The organism is Gordonia sp. (in: high G+C Gram-positive bacteria) (assembly GCF_047606305.1).
Classification (GTDB): domain Bacteria; phylum Actinomycetota; class Actinomycetes; order Mycobacteriales; family Mycobacteriaceae; genus Gordonia.
Genome location: NZ_JASGER010000061.1, coordinates 50,390 through 64,390, shown reverse-complemented (window position 1 = coordinate 64,390; position 14,001 = coordinate 50,390). Strand labels below are relative to the sequence as shown.

Genomic DNA, 14,001 nt, shown 5'->3' with positions numbered 1-14,001 from the left:
CGCCGAGTGGGCGGTCAAACCCCGCCGAGTGGGCACTCGCTCCCTCGGTAGACTGTGACCCAGACCGCAATCCGTCCCGTCAGGAAGCCAGGTGCGCGATGAAGGCGAACCACGAAGTCACCAACCAGGTACCTCCGCTCGAGGGTTACGACGTGGCGAACTACCCGGTGATCACCGAGTACCTCGACCGGGTGGGGGCCGGCGAAGCGCTGCCCGAGCTGCACGAAGTCGGCCAGCTCGCCGGCTCGGCCGAGTGGATCACCGTCGGCGACCTCGCCGAGGAGCACCCGCCGATCCTCGAGACGCACGACCGTTACGGCAACCGCATCGACACGGTGCGCTACGACCCCGCCTATCACCGGCTGATGGACGTCGCCGTGTCCCGCGGCATGGCCGGGCACCCGTGGGCGGCCGACGATTCGCACGCCCACCTGGTGCGCGCGGCGAAGTTCGGCGTCTGGGCGTCGGTCGACGCCGGCCACGGCTGCCCGATCTCGATGACGTACGCGGTGGTGCCGGCCCTGCGGCACAACCCGGAACTGGCCGCGCAGTACGAACCCGGCCTCACCTCCCTGGAGTACCAGCCCGAATTGACCGTCCCGGCACAGAAGAAGGGACTGATCGCCGGAATGTCGATGACCGAGAAGCAGGGCGGCTCGGACGTGCGCGCCAACACCACCTCGGCGGTCCCGCAGGGCGACGGCAGCTACCTGATCACCGGGCACAAATGGTTCACCTCGGCACCCAACTCGGACCTGTTGCTGGTCTTGGCCCAGACCCCCGAGGGGCTGTCCTGCTTCTTCGTGCCGCGCATCCTGCCCGACGGTTCGCGCAACAACATCTACCTGCAACGGCTCAAGAACAAGCTCGGCAACCACTCCAACGCCAGCAGCGAGGTCGAGTACCACGATGCCGTCGGCTGGATGGTCGGCGAGCCCGGTCGCGGGGTTCGCACCATCATCGAGATGGTCAACATGACCCGGCTGGACTGCACGACCGCCTCGGCCGCCGTCATGCGCAACGGCACCACCGCTGCGGCGCACCACGCCGCCTATCGCAGCGCCTTCGGCGCGAAGCTCGTCGACCAGCCGCTGATGCGCAACGTGCTCGCCGACCTGCACCTGGAGGCCGAGGCCGCGACCCTCACCGCGCTGTGGCTCGCCGACCTCACCGACCGCGCCCTCACCGACGAGCACGCGGCGCAGTTGCGCCGCATCAGCCTCGCGGTCAGCAAGTACTTCATCTGCAAGCGGGCGCCGATGCACGCCGCTGAAGCCCTCGAGTGCCTCGGCGGCAACGGTTACGTCGAGGACTCGCGGATGCCGCGGCTCTTCCGGGAATCCCCGCTCATGTCGATCTGGGAGGGCTCGGGCAACGTCGCCGCGCTCGACACCCTGCGCGCCATCGGCCGCGACCCGCAGACCCTGACCGTCTTCTTCGACGAACTGGGCGCGGCGACGGGGTCGGACGCGACCTACGACGGTGCCCTCGTCGCACTCAAGGACTCCTTCGCCGACGCCTCGTCGCTCGAATACCGGGCGCGGCACATCGTCGGGCAGATGGCGACGATGCTCTCGGCGTCGCTGCTGATCCGCTACGGCCACCCGGCCGTCGCGGACGCCTTCACCGGCAGCCGGCTGGGCGGAGGGTGGGGGTCGGTGTACGGCACCCTCGGCGCCGGGGCGGACACCGCCGCCCTCGTTTCGCGGGCCACCCCCAAGCTCTGAGAACGACGGCGACCCGGGCGCAGGGTGCGTTAGCCTTGCCCCAGCCTGTAGGAAAGGAAACCCGTGGGAACCACAGCAACCTCGACCAAGATCGCGACGGGAGCGGCCGCACTGCTCCTCGCCGGCGGCCTGTGCGCCGTCGCCGCGCCCGCGGCGGACGCGGTACCGACCGGCCGGGTCGACCCGGGCATCCGGTTCTCCTCGGGCACCTACGGAACCGGTTGCACCTACCCGATGACCGTCGCGGTGAACTCCGAGGGTCGCGTCACCTTCTGGGAGAAGAAGGCCGGCCGGGGCAACCCGCCGCTGTTCATCGGCTGGTCCTGGCCACAGGGCGGCACCGCCGCGGTGACGTGGCGCCCGCAGCGGATCGGCGTCCGCCAGCTGTACGCCGTGCAGCGCGGCTTCCGCTCGAACTACACCACCGCGGTCGTCGGCCAGGGCTTCGGCATCGCCGGGATCTGCACCTCGCTGGCGGGGTAGCCGAAACCGCCGCGGTGGCGACGGTTGCTTTGGCACGATGACTGCCATGGCTGCCGCGACACCCAAAGGATTGGCACGCCGCCAACTCCTCGCCGAGGCGGCCGGCGCGCTGCTCATGGCGCACGGTCACGAGGCCGTCCGCCACCGTGCCGTCGCCCAGCAGGCAGGACTGCCGCTCGCGTCGACGACCTACTACTTCGACTCGCTTGACGAGTTGCTCAAGGCGGCCGTCGAGTACACCTGCGAGGTCGACGCCCGGGAGATGACGGACCGCTGTGCCGCGCTGCCCGCACAGACGCGCGGCGCCCGCGACACCGCCGCCGCGTTGGCCGAGGTCTTCGTCGGCAACGGCGGCTCGTCGAATCTGGCCGCCCGCTACGAGCTGTTCGTCCTGGCTGCCCGCCATCCGGAGTTGGCCGCGCTGATCGCCGCGCGGCAGGGTCGCGTCGAGGAGATCGCCGCGCAGGTGCTCACCAAGTCGCGGCGGCACAGCGCACCCGAGGGGGTGCACAAGCTGATCGCCTTCGAGAACGGCGCCCTGTTGGAGTCCATCTCGGTCGACGGCGGCCACCGGGCCGATCCGGTCGGCGTGGTCACCGACGCCATCGTCGACGTGGTGGACGTGTTGGCGCCCGCCCTGCCGGTGCAGGCCGGCGGTTGATTCCCGACTAAACTGGCCGCGTGGCCAAACCCGAGATCGCCAATGTCCTCGCCGGGCGCTATGCGTCGGCGGAGCTCGCCGACATCTGGTCGCCGCGCACCAAGATCGCCGCCGAGCGCCGACTGTGGATCGCGGTGATGGCCGCCCAGCGCGAACTGGGCATCGACATCCCCGACGGCGTGATCGAGGACTATGAGCGCGTTGTCGACCAGATCGACCTCGACTCGATCGCGGCCCGCGAGAAGGTCACCCGGCACGACGTGAAGGCGCGCATCGAGGAGTTCAACGACCTCGCCGGCCACGAGCACATCCACAAGGGGATGACCAGCCGCGACCTCACCGAGAACGTCGAGCAGCTGCAGATCCTGCAGTCGCTGCGGCATGTGCACGCCCACGGCGTGGCGATGCTCGCGCGCATCACCGACCGCGCTGTGCAGTACTCGGACCTGGTGATGGCCGGGCGCAGCCACAACGTCGCGGCGCAGGCGACGACGCTCGGCAAGCGCTTCGCCAGCGCCGCCGACGAGCTGATGATCGCGCTGCAGCGACTCGAGGAGTTGATCGCGCGCTACCCGCTGCGCGGCATCAAGGGCCCGATGGGCACCGCGCAGGACATGCTCGACCTGCTCGACGGCGACGCAGCCAAGCTCAGCCGACTCGAGGGACTGGTCGCCGACCACCTGGGCTTCGCCTCCGCACTGACCTCCGTCGGGCAGATCTACCCGCGCTCGCTCGACCACGACGTGGTGTCGGCCCTGGTGCAGACCGCCGCGGCCCCGTCGTCGCTGGCCACGACCATCCGCCTGATGGCCGGCCACGAGCTGGTCACCGAGGGCTTCCAGCCCGGCCAGGTCGGCTCGTCGGCGATGCCGCACAAGATGAACACGCGCAGCTGTGAACGCGTCAACGGGCTGGCGGTCGTGCTGCGCGGCTACGGGTCGATGGCCGCCGAGCTCGCGGGCTCGCAGTGGAACGAGGGCGACGTGTTCTGTTCGGTGGTGCGCCGGGTCGCGCTGCCGGACGCCTTCTTCGCCATCGACGGCCTGATGGAGACCTTCCTGACGGTGCTCGCCGAGTTCGGCGCCTATCCGGCGGTGATCAACAACGAGTTGGACCGCTACCTGCCGTTCCTGGCGACGACCAAGGTGCTCATGGCGTCTGTTCGCGCGGGGGTCGGTCGTGAGACCGCGCACGAGGCGATCAAGGAGAACGCGGTCGCCGTCGCGCTGGCGATGCGCGAGCAGGGCGCCAAGCCCGACCTGCTGGACCGCCTGGCCGCCGACGATCGCATCCCGCTGGACCGCAAGCAGCTCGACGCGGCGCTCGCGGACAAGACAGCGTTCATCGGCGCCGCCCAATCGCAGGTGGCCGACGTCGCCGCGGCGGTCGAGAAGGTCGTCGCGCGCTACCCGGACGCGGCCACGTACGTCCCCGCGCCGATCCTGTAGCGGCTCACGCGCCGGCCTCGGCCCGCGCCGCCGCCAGCACGCGATCGGCATCCGCGACGATTGCCTCCTCCCGCCGGCGCAGCTCGTCGAGGGCGGGCGCAGCGACGGGATCGGCCGCCGCGGACAGGTCCTCGAGGAAGGCGAGCGCGGTACCGGCGTCCTGCTGTTCGCCGAGCGCGTTCTGCAGTTTGCGACCCTTCTTGGCGATCGCGATCGCCTCGTCACCCACCACCGCGACGGCCACCTCGGCGGCGTAGCGGTAGCGCTTGCCCGCCCGTCGGGCCGAATGGGCCCGCTCGATCGCATCCGCCGCGCCATCGGCCGCCGCCCGCTCGGCGCGCTCGAGCTTGTCGGCCATCTCCCGCCGCGCGACCCCGACGTGATCGGCGACCTCGCTCGCCGGACCATCGGCCCGCTTGGTCAGCGGAGGCTCCGTGCGCCAGGCCGTGAGCGTTCTGCGCAGGTTCTTGTAGCGCTTGCCGCCGAGCACGGTGCCCAGCTCGACCCACGCGGCGGCGCTCCGCTCGGAGACCAGCTTCTGCAGGGCGATGGCGGCGGCGTGGGCGGAGTCGCGATCGTCGACGTCGGCCAGGGCGCGCTCGAGGCGCCGTGCCACCACGTCGGTGTCGCGGAGCCGGCCGAGGAGGCGGGCGTACCAGCGCAGTTCGGAGTGGAGTTCGGCGACGGCGGGCCGCTTGTAGACGTCGAAGGAGCGCAGCGTCGACCGCAGCCGGCGGACTGCGACGCGCGTCGGATGGACCGCGCCGAGATCACCGTCGCGCAGGCGGTCCTCGTTGCCGAGGATCACCGCGATTTGCGCCGCGACGTACACGTCGACGACGTCGCCGAGGCGTTGTCGCTCACCCACGTCTCGACGATACGTCGACAGACGCGGTCGGCCGCTCCGCCGCGGTCACGGCGCCATGGCCGGTCGGTGAACTTTCGGGTGGGATGAGTCGACCCGATCGCCCGTCGGCGCCCGCGAGACCCTAGGCTCGACGCATGCGCCCTGAACTCGATTCCTACGCGCACGTCGCGTCGGGCAAGGTCCGCGACATCTACCGGATCGACGACGAGACACTGCTCATGGTCACCTCCGACCGGATCAGCGCCTACGACTTCGTGCTGGACACGCCGATCCCGGACAAGGGGCGCGTGCTGACCGCGACGAGCTTCTTCTGGTTCGACCACCTCGGGGTGCCCAACCACCTCGCCGGCGGCCCCACCGACGAGCGCATCCCCGCATCGGTCCTCGGCCGCTCGATGGTGGTGCGCGACCTGCCCATGGTGGCCGTGGAGTGCGTCGCCCGCGGGTACCTGACGGGCTCGGGCCTGCTGGACTACGCCGCGACCGGCAGTGTCTGCGGCATCGAGCTGCCCGCGGGGCTGGGCGAGGCCAGCAAGCTGCCCGAGCCGATCTTCACCCCCGCGTTGAAGGCCGATATCGGCGACCACGACGAGAACATCACCTACGAGCAGGTCGTCGACCTCGTCGGCGGGGACCTGGCCGCCGATCTCAAGGCCACCACGCTCGACGTCTACGGCCGCGGGTCGGACCTGGCCGCACAGCGCGGCATCATCCTCGCCGACACCAAGTTCGAATTCGGACGCGCCGCCGACGGTTCGCTCGTGCTGGCCGACGAGGTCCTGACCCCGGACTCGTCGCGCTATTGGGACGCCGCCACCTACGTCGCCGGCCAGGTGCAGCCCTCCTTCGACAAGCAGATCGTCCGCAACTGGCTCACCGGGCCGGACTCGGGCTGGGACCGCCACGGCGACACCCCGCCGCCACCGTTGCCCGACGACGTCGTGGCGCAGACCCGGGCCCGCTACATCGAGGCGTACGAACGGCTCTCGCAGCAGCGCTTCGACGAGTGGCCCGACGCGGGGGAGGCGGCGTGAGCACCGACATCACCCCGCCGGTCGCCAAGAAGGTGCCGGTCGAGCGCACCCACCACGGCGACACCGTCGTCGACGAGTACACGTGGATGGCCGACAAGACCGACCCCGAGGTGATCGCCTACCTCGACGGTCAGAACGAGTACGTCAAGGCTCAGACCGCCCACCTGAAGCCCCTGCAGGACGCCATCTTCGGGGAGATCAAGTCGCGCACCCAGGAGACCGACATGTCGGTGCCCACGCGCACCGGCGACTACTGGTACTTCGCGCGCACCGAGGAGGGCAAGGCCTACGGCATCTCGGCGCGCTGCCCGGTCCGCGGGACCGACGACTGGGATCCGCCGACGATCTCGCCCGGGGAGAAGCTGCCCGGCGAGCAGGTCGTGCTCGACTCCAACGTGGAGGCGGCCGACCACGAGTTCTTCAGCCTCGGCGGCGCCTCGGTCAGTGAGGACGGTCGCTGGCTCGCCTTCGGGACCGACACCGTCGGCAACGAGCGGTACACGCTGCGGATCCGGAACCTGGACACCGGCGACGAGTTGGCCGAGACGATCGCCGACACCACCGGCGGCGCCATCTGGTCGCGCGACGCGCGCTACCTCTTCTACCAAACCGTCGACGACGCCTGGCGGCCCGACACCGTGTGGCGCCACGAGATCGGGTCGTCGCAGCCCGACGTGAAGGTGTTCCACGAGCCCGACGAGGGGTTCTGGGTCGGCATGGGCGGCACCCGCAGCCGCGAGTACCTGTTCATCGGCGTCGGGTCCAAGACGACCTCGGAGGTCTACGCGATCCCCACCGCCGATCCGACCGCCGAGCCGGTGAGCCTGGGCGCGCGCGTCGCCGACGTCGAGTACGACGTCGACCACGCGATCATCGGCGGCCGGGGGTACTTCCTGTTCACCCACAACGGTCCCGGGCCCGACGGCACCAAGTGCGAGAACTACGCCGTCGACATCGCGCCGGTCGACGACCCGACGGCCCGCACGCCGCTGATCGCCCACGACCGCGACCGCCGCATCGAGGATGTCGAGGCCTTCGCGGACTACCTGGCGCTGAGCTACCGGGCCGAGGCCCTGCCGCGGGTGGCGATCGCCGACCTGCGGCAGATCGAGGGCCTGCCGACCGTCGAGGACTTCGCCGAGGTCCGCTTCGACCAGCCGCTGTCGGCCGCCGGGCTGGCCGGCAACCCGGAGTGGGCCGCCCCGCGGCTGCGACTGGGTTACACCAGCTTCATCGAGCCGACCGAGCTGATCGAACTCGACGTCGCCACCGGTACGCGCGCGCTGCTCAAACGTCAGGTCGTGTTGGGGGGCTACGACCCCGACGACTACGAGCAGTCGCGCGAGTGGGCGACCGCCGACGACGGGACGCAGATCCCCATCTCGGTGGTGCGCCGCAAGGGGACGGTCGGGCCGGCGCCCACCCTGCTCTACGGCTACGGCTCTTACGAGGCCAGCATGGACCCGTCGTTCTCCATCTCCCGGCTCTCGATGCTCGACCGCGGCATGGTGTACGCCGTGGCGCACATCCGCGGCGGCGGCGAGATGGGCCGACACTGGTACGAGAACGGCAAGAAGCTCGCCAAGCGCAACACGTTCACCGACTTCATCGCATGCGCCCGCCACCTCATCGACACCGGGGTGACGACGCCGCACCACCTCGTCGCCGAGGGTGGCAGCGCCGGTGGTCTGCTGATGGGCGCCGTCGTGAACGAGGCGCCGGAACTGTTCCACGGGATCGTCGCGGCGGTGCCGTTCGTCGACGCGCTGAACTCGATCCTCGACCCGAGCCTGCCGCTCACCATCATCGAGTGGGAGGAGTGGGGCAACCCGCTGGCCGACCCCGAGGTCTACGCCTACATGAAGTCCTACTCGCCGTACGAGAACGTGCGGCCGGTGGCCTACCCGGCGATCCTGGCGCTCAACTCGCTCAACGACACCCGGGTGCTGCACACCGAGGCGGCCAAGTGGGCCGCGCGGTTGCAGGACCAGACGACCGGCGACGCCCCGATCCTGCTCAAGACCGAGATGTCGGCCGGGCACGGCGGGGTCAGCGGCCGGTACAAGCAATGGGAGCAGACGGCCTTCGAGTTCGCGTGGATCCTCGAGCAGAGCGGAGCGATCCGTGACTGATCTCGAACAGACCCTGGCGGGACTGACGGTCCCCGTCGTCGGCGCGCCGATGGCCGGTGCGGCCGGCGGAGCGCTCGCGGCGGCGATCACCGCCGGCGGCGGACTCGGGCTGATCGGCGTCGGGAACGTCGCCACCGTCGAGCAGGTGCGCACCGAGGGTGCGATCGCGGCGGCCACCGGCCACCGCATCGGTTTCGGCCTGATGTGCTGGTCGCTTCCGCAGAACCCGGAGCTGCTCGACGCCGCACTGGAATTCGACCCGGTCGTGGTCAGCCTCAGCTTCGGCGACCCGCGCCCCTATCTGGCGAAGGTGCGCGACACCGGTGCCGCCGTCATCGCCCAGGTGGGCACTCGCGCCGAGGCCCTCGACGCGCTCGAGGCGGGGGTCGACGGGCTGGTCGTCCGCGGCTCCGAGGGCGGCGGCCACGGCCGCGGCGTCGTGTCCACGCTGCCCCTGTTGCAGCAGGTCCTGGACCTGACCGACAAGCCGGTGCTGGTCGGCGGGGGAGTGGCGACGGCGCGCGGCCTGGCGGCGGTGTTGGCCGCCGGGGCATCGGCCGGCTGGGTGGGCACCCCGTTCGCCGCCTGCGCCGAGAGCCTGTTCCGACCCGAGCTCAAGGAGGCGGTGATCGCCGCCGACACCGACCAGACGGTGTACACCCGTGCCTTCGACATCGCCCAGCGGTTCGACTGGCCCCAGATCTACGGCGGCCGCGCGCTGGCCAACGAGTTCAGCGACGAGTGGGCCGAGCGCACCGACGCGCTGGAGGAAGCGGTCACCGACGAGATGACCGCGACGATCAAACAGGCGCGCGTGGATGCGGATCTTTCGATGGCGCCGGTCTACGCCGGCGAATCGGCCGGCCTGGTCGACCGGGCGCGCACCGCGGCGCAGGTGCTGGAGGATTTCACGCCCTTCCGCGAGCACCTGCGCGCCGCGCAGCGCTGGTTGGACTGACCAATTCCGGACGATATGACTCACGCCGAGGGCATATTGCCCTCGGCGTGAGTCATATAGGACGAAACTGGCGTCAGGCGAAGCGCACGTTCAGCGTCGCCATGCCGAAGATCTTCTTGCCCGCCGACTTCGCGGTCAGGATGATCACGCCGCTGCGCGTCTCCGGGTCCAGCGACTTGATGCGACCGCCGAACTCGATGTCGCCGCGGCCGTCGGCCGGCACGATCGCCGGCGCCGACAGGCGGACCTGGTACTTGGTGACCGCGCCGGGGTCCCCGGTCCAATTGGCGACGTAGCCGGCGCCCAGTCCCATGGTCAGCATGCCGTGCGCGATCACGTCGGGCAGACCGGCCAGCTTGGCGACGGCCTCGTCCCAGTGGATCGGGTTGGCGTCGCCGGCCACGCCCGAGTAGTTGACCAGGTCGCCGCGCGACAGGTGGGCGTGGTACTCGGGGAGCACATCGCCGACCGACAGGTCGTCGAAGTTGCGGCTGGCCGGCGTGCGGGTGGCACCGAAGGTGGCCAGCGTGCGCTCGCCCTCCTCGCGCACCGTCTTCACGTAGGCCTCGGCGGCCTGCTCGGGCGAGAAGATGTCGACGTCGTGCATCATCACCTTCGACACGGCCTCGGTGATCCCCGGATCCACCTCGTCGGCCGTGACGCCGACGACCGTCGTGTGCATGGTGTGCACGGTCTCGCCCGAGTTCACGTCGAGGAACGTGTTGGTGATCGTGATCATGTCCTTGCCGGCGATCTGCCGGACCGAGGACAACTCCACATCCGTGTGCAGCTCGTCGCCGACGGTGATCGGCCGGTGCTGCTCGAAGACCTGCTCGGTCTGCACGTACGTGTCGTAGCCGACCACGACCTCCTCGAGGAGCTTGCGGTTGGCCGCCATCGCGCCGATCGCGGTGAAGGTCAGCGGCGTGATGAGGTGGTCGTAGCCGAGCTTGCGCGCGGCCTCCTCATCCCAGTGCGCCGGGTGGTAGTCCTGCACCGCCCGGGCGTACTCGCGGATCTTCTCGCGCCCGATCTGGTACGTGTGATCGGCCTTGTAGTAGTGGCCGACACGGGACAAGATCGCAGGCTCTTCGGCTGCCGTGGTCATTCAATCTCCAACTGTTCGGTACGAGGCGATCCTAGTCCCGTCAGTGCACGGCGATGTGCGGGGCCTGATCCATCTCCTCCTCGACCAGCGGCGACTCGATCTTCTTCCGCGGCAGGAAGAACGCCGGGATGAGGGTCAGGCCGACGAGGATCGCGGCGATCGTGAACGGCGTCGTGAACGCGGACGCGGCCTGCTGGAACCACTCGTGCGGCGGCTCCGGCGTCGGCGGCTTCAGGCGGTTGTAGAGGATCGCCTTCATCGCGTCGGGCTTGTCGGCGAGCGCCGCGAACAGGACCACCGAGATGCCGGCGGTGCCCATCGAGGTGGAGGCCTGCTGGATCACGTTCATCAGGGTCGTGCCGTCGGGGACCTGCTTGTTGCTCAGGCTGGCCAGCGCCGCCGACATGATCGGCATCATCGTCATGCCCATGCCCAGACCCTGGACGAACAGCGCGCCGCAGACGATCACCATGGACGTGTCGGCGTTGAGCTGGGTGAAGGCGATCATGCCGGCCAGGATCAGCACCAGGCCGGTCAGCACGACCTTGCCGGGGCCGATCTTGTCGGTCAGCTTGCCGCCGACCGGCATCGAGAGCATCGCGCCCAGACCCTGCGGGGCCAGCAGCAGGCCGGCGGCGAGGGTGGATTCGCCGCGGACGCCGATGAAGTACTGCGGGTAGAGCAGTGCGCTGCCGAAGAAGGCCATGGCGAAGCAGACGCTCGTGATGACGGCGATCGCCAGGGTCCGGTTGCGGAACAGCTTGAGGTCGAGCAGCGGCTTGCGCTTGGTGGTGAGCGCGTGGAAGACGAAGGCGGCGATCAGCGCGAGGCCGATCAGGCCGGGCACGAGGACCCGCGGGGTGGCGAAGGTCTGCTTCTCGCCGGCGCCGGCGACGCCGTAGAGGAACAGGGCGAGACCGGGGGAGAGCATGGCCAGGCCGAGCCAGTCGATGGTCGGGCGCTCACCGGTCTCGTCGTTCTTGAGGGCCAGCCACGCGTAGACCAGGGCGATGATGCCGATCGGGATGTTGATGAGGAACACCCAGTGCCAGGAGGCCTTCTCGATGAGCAGGCCGCCCAGGATCGGGCCGCCGATCGGGCCCAGGAGCATCGGGATGCCCAGGACGGCCATGACCGAGCCGACGCGCTCGGGTCCGGCCGCCTTGGTCAGGATCATCATGCCGACGGGCATCAGCAGCCCGCCGCCGAGACCCTGGAGGGCGCGGAAGGCCACCAGCGAGGGCATGTTCCAGGCGGTCGCGCACAGTGCCGAGCCGGCGAGGAACAGCACCAGCGAGGTCAGGTAGACCTTCTTGGTGCCGAATCGGGTCGCGGCCCAGGAGGCCAGCGGGATCACCGTGGCCAGGGCCAGGGTGTAGGCGGTCATCGACCAGGCGGCACCGGCCTGGTTGGTCTTGAACACCGTTTGGAAGGTGTCCTGGGCGACCGCGACGACGGTGACGTCGAGGATCGACATGATGGAGCCGAGGACGACGACACCGGCGACGATCAAGACGTGCTTGTCGAGCTTGGTGTCCGGCGCCTTGGCGGCAGCGGGGGAACTCATCGGATCAGCTTTCTGTAGTGGGTTCGGGGGAGGCGAAGTAGTCGGTGTCGCCGTGCAGGACGGGGTCCAGCGCGGCGGTGAGTGCATCGGCGACGTCGTCGGGGAGCCGCCTGCAGATCTCGCGCAGGACGTCCTCGCGCTGGTCGACCGCCGTGGTGGTGAAGCGGTGGCCGTCGGCGGTGAGCGACACCCGCTTGACCCGACGGTCCTGCGGATCCTCGCGCCGGTCGGTGTAGCCCAGCCCGACCAGCTTGTCGACGACGCGGCCGGTGGCGGCCACCGACAGCCCGATCGCGTCGGCGAGCTCGTTCATCGACATCGCCGTGCCGCGTGCGCCCAGCTCCATCAGCGTGCGGAACTGGGAAAAGGTCAGATCCGCCTCGACGACCTCGGTCATCGACGACGATTTGGCGGCGCACATCATCCGTTCGAACAGGGTCGACAGGGCGAGGTAGACCTGCTCTTGGCTCGCCTGCGCCGACACCTCGGATGAATGCACCCAAGAACTGTAACGCAGACGCAACTATTGTCAACATGCAACTAGCTGTGACGTGGGTCATGGCGCAGTAGGGTTGGAGTCATGGCCAACATCAAGAGCATCCCCGTGTCCGCACTCGACGGTTCGCCGCTGGACCTGTCGTCCTTCGACGGGCCCCTTCTCGTCGTCAACGTCGCCTCCAAGTGCGGCCTGACCCCGCAGTACGAGAAGCTCGAAGGGCTCGCCAAGACCTACGGCCCCCGGGGACTGACGGTCGTGGGCATGCCCTGCAACCAGTTCATGGGCCAGGAGCCGGGCACCGCCGAGGAGATCGCGACCTTCTGCTCGACGAACTACGGGGTCACCTTCCCGCTGCTGGAGAAGGCGGACGTCAACGGCGACGATCGCCATCCGCTGTACTCCGAACTGACCAAGACCGCCGACGCCGACGGCGAGGCCGGTGACATCCAGTGGAACTTCGAGAAGTTCCTCGTCGGCTCGGACGGCGAGGTGCTCGCCCGCTTCCGCCCGCGCACCGAGCCGGACGCGCCGGAGGTCGTGAGCGCCATCGAGGCGGCGTTGTAGGCCACTCGGTAAGCTAACGGCCATGGCACGAGTAGTGGTGGACGTTATGCCCAAGACCGAGATCCTCGATCCGCAGGGGCAGGCCATCGTCGGCGCCCTGGGGCGCCTCGGCTTCGACGGGATCTCCGACGTCCGACAGGGCAAGCGGTTCGAGCTCGAGGTCGGCGACGGGGTGGACGACGCGGCGCTGGAGAAGATCGCCGCCGACGTCCTGGCCAACACCGTCATCGAGGACTACACCGTCACCCGCGTGCAGGTGGCCAAGTGACCTCCGGCGCGCGGATCGGTGTCATCACCTTTCCCGGCACCCTCGACGACGTCGACGCCGCCCGCGCCGTCCGTCTCGCCGGCGCCGAGGCGGTGTCGCTGTGGCACGCCGACGCCGACCTGAAGGGCGTCGACGCGATCGTCGTCCCCGGCGGCTTCTCCTACGGCGACTACATGCGCGCCGGTGCCATCGCCAGCCTCGCCCCCGTGATGACCTCGGTGATCGAGGCCGCGCGCGGCGGCACCCCGGTGCTGGGCATCTGCAACGGCTTCCAGATCCTGTGCGAGGCCGGGCTGCTCCCCGGCGCGCTGACCCGAAACCAGGGCCTGCACTTCGTCTGCCGCGACCAGTGGTTGCGCGTGGAGAACACCTCCTCGGCGTGGACCTCGCGCTTCGAGCCCGGCGCCGAGATCTTGGTGCCGCTCAAGTCCGGTGAGGGACGGTACGTCGCGAGCAAGGACGTGCTCGACGAGTTGACCGGCGAGGGGGGCATCGCCTTCAGCTACGCCGGGGACAACCCGAACGGCTCGATGAACTCGATCGCCGGTGTCACCAGCGCCGACGGTCGCGTCGTCGGGCTGATGCCGCACCCCGAACACGCCATCGAAGCGCTCACCGGGCCCAGCGACGACGGGCTCGGCCTGTTCTACTCGGTCCTCGACTCGGTGCTGGCCAAGGCCTAGG

General features: G+C 69.8%; 14 protein-coding genes. 10 read left to right on the top strand and 4 right to left on the bottom strand.

Translation table 11 applies throughout. From position 1 onward, the window contains the following. Positions 1-98: 98 nt before the first annotated feature. From QM634_RS09540 to purB, 4 genes are all read left to right on the top strand, one after another. Positions 99-1,727: an acyl-CoA dehydrogenase family protein gene (locus tag QM634_RS09540; protein WP_415042541.1), complete on the top strand. Its 1,629-nt coding sequence runs from the start codon at positions 99-101 to the stop codon at positions 1,725-1,727. A 63-nt stretch (positions 1,728-1,790) separates the two neighbouring features. Then, positions 1,791-2,210, top strand: coding sequence for a hypothetical protein (locus tag QM634_RS09535; RefSeq protein WP_415042540.1), 420 nt, complete (start codon positions 1,791-1,793; stop codon positions 2,208-2,210). 46 nt (positions 2,211-2,256) lie between these two features. After that, positions 2,257-2,871 carry a TetR/AcrR family transcriptional regulator gene (locus tag QM634_RS09530; protein WP_415042539.1) on the top strand — a complete coding sequence of 205 codons (615 nt, stop codon included), beginning with the start codon at positions 2,257-2,259 and terminating at the stop codon, positions 2,869-2,871. 20 nt (positions 2,872-2,891) lie between these two features. Further along, positions 2,892-4,319 (top strand): adenylosuccinate lyase, encoded by a 1,428-nt coding sequence (gene purB, locus QM634_RS09525; protein ID WP_415042538.1) that lies wholly within the window; start codon positions 2,892-2,894, stop codon positions 4,317-4,319. A gap of 4 nt (positions 4,320-4,323) precedes the next feature. On the opposite strand, the gene QM634_RS09520 is transcribed toward purB, so the two are convergent. Then, positions 4,324-5,187, bottom strand: a complete 864-nt coding sequence (locus QM634_RS09520; RefSeq protein WP_415042537.1) for a CHAD domain-containing protein — start codon at positions 5,185-5,187, stop codon at positions 4,324-4,326. A gap of 134 nt (positions 5,188-5,321) precedes the next feature. On the opposite strand from QM634_RS09520, the gene QM634_RS09515 reads away from it, so the two are divergent. From QM634_RS09515 to QM634_RS09505, 3 genes are read left to right on the top strand one after another with little or no spacing between them, the layout of a single operon-like run. After that, positions 5,322-6,221, top strand: coding sequence for a phosphoribosylaminoimidazolesuccinocarboxamide synthase (locus tag QM634_RS09515; RefSeq protein WP_415042536.1), 900 nt, complete (start codon positions 5,322-5,324; stop codon positions 6,219-6,221). Further along, positions 6,218-8,353, top strand: coding sequence for a S9 family peptidase (locus QM634_RS09510; RefSeq protein ID WP_415042535.1), 2,136 nt, complete (start codon positions 6,218-6,220; stop codon positions 8,351-8,353). The genes QM634_RS09515 and QM634_RS09510 overlap by 4 nt, the downstream gene beginning before the upstream one ends. Further along, positions 8,346-9,311: an NAD(P)H-dependent flavin oxidoreductase gene (locus tag QM634_RS09505; protein WP_415042534.1), complete on the top strand. Its 966-nt coding sequence runs from the start codon at positions 8,346-8,348 to the stop codon at positions 9,309-9,311. Before QM634_RS09510 ends, QM634_RS09505 begins: the two co-directional genes overlap by 8 nt. Positions 9,312-9,384: 73 nt before the next feature. Here the strand turns inward: QM634_RS09505 and QM634_RS09500 are convergent, their stop codons facing one another. From QM634_RS09500 to QM634_RS09490, 3 genes are read right to left on the bottom strand one after another with little or no spacing between them, the layout of a single operon-like run. Next, positions 9,385-10,419: a fused (3R)-hydroxyacyl-ACP dehydratase subunits HadA/HadB gene (locus QM634_RS09500; protein ID WP_415042533.1), complete on the bottom strand. Its 1,035-nt coding sequence runs from the start codon at positions 10,417-10,419 to the stop codon at positions 9,385-9,387. A gap of 40 nt (positions 10,420-10,459) precedes the next feature. Next, on the bottom strand, positions 10,460-11,986 hold the full coding sequence (locus QM634_RS09495; RefSeq protein ID WP_415042532.1) for a DHA2 family efflux MFS transporter permease subunit: 1,527 nt from the start codon (positions 11,984-11,986) through the stop codon (positions 10,460-10,462). 4 nt (positions 11,987-11,990) lie between these two features. After that, on the bottom strand, positions 11,991-12,485 hold the full coding sequence (locus QM634_RS09490; protein WP_415042531.1) for a MarR family winged helix-turn-helix transcriptional regulator: 495 nt from the start codon (positions 12,483-12,485) through the stop codon (positions 11,991-11,993). Positions 12,486-12,566: 81 nt separating this feature from the next. Between QM634_RS09490 and QM634_RS09485 the strand changes: the two genes are divergently transcribed. Genes QM634_RS09485 through purQ form a run of 3 tightly spaced genes read left to right on the top strand, consistent with a single transcriptional unit; the run spans position 12,567 to position 14,000 of the window. After that, positions 12,567-13,049, top strand: coding sequence for a glutathione peroxidase (locus QM634_RS09485; RefSeq protein WP_415042530.1), 483 nt, complete (start codon positions 12,567-12,569; stop codon positions 13,047-13,049). 22 nt (positions 13,050-13,071) lie between these two features. Beyond that, positions 13,072-13,317 (top strand): phosphoribosylformylglycinamidine synthase subunit PurS, encoded by a 246-nt coding sequence (gene purS / locus QM634_RS09480; protein WP_415042529.1) that lies wholly within the window; start codon positions 13,072-13,074, stop codon positions 13,315-13,317. Beyond that, complete coding sequence (gene purQ / locus QM634_RS09475; protein ID WP_415042528.1) at positions 13,314-14,000, top strand: phosphoribosylformylglycinamidine synthase subunit PurQ; 687 nt, start codon at positions 13,314-13,316, stop codon at positions 13,998-14,000. The genes purS and purQ overlap by 4 nt, the downstream gene beginning before the upstream one ends. Position 14,001 lies beyond the last annotated feature (1 nt).

Bases quoted from the DNA above. Each gene is read 5' to 3' on its own strand.
- QM634_RS09530 (WP_415042539.1), top strand. From the start codon at position 2,257: ATGGCTGCCGCGACACCCAAAGGATTGGCACGCCGCCAACTCCTCGCC.
- QM634_RS09540 (WP_415042541.1), top strand. From the start codon at position 99: ATGAAGGCGAACCACGAAGTCACCAACCAGGTACCTCCGCTCGAGGGT.
- purS (WP_415042529.1), top strand. From the start codon at position 13,072: ATGGCACGAGTAGTGGTGGACGTTATGCCCAAGACCGAGATCCTCGAT.
- QM634_RS09515 (WP_415042536.1), top strand. From the start codon at position 5,322: ATGCGCCCTGAACTCGATTCCTACGCGCACGTCGCGTCGGGCAAGGTC.
- QM634_RS09485 (WP_415042530.1), top strand. From the start codon at position 12,567: ATGGCCAACATCAAGAGCATCCCCGTGTCCGCACTCGACGGTTCGCCG.
- QM634_RS09500 (WP_415042533.1), bottom strand. From the start codon at position 10,419: ATGACCACGGCAGCCGAAGAGCCTGCGATCTTGTCCCGTGTCGGCCAC.
- QM634_RS09495 (WP_415042532.1), bottom strand. From the start codon at position 11,986: ATGAGTTCCCCCGCTGCCGCCAAGGCGCCGGACACCAAGCTCGACAAG.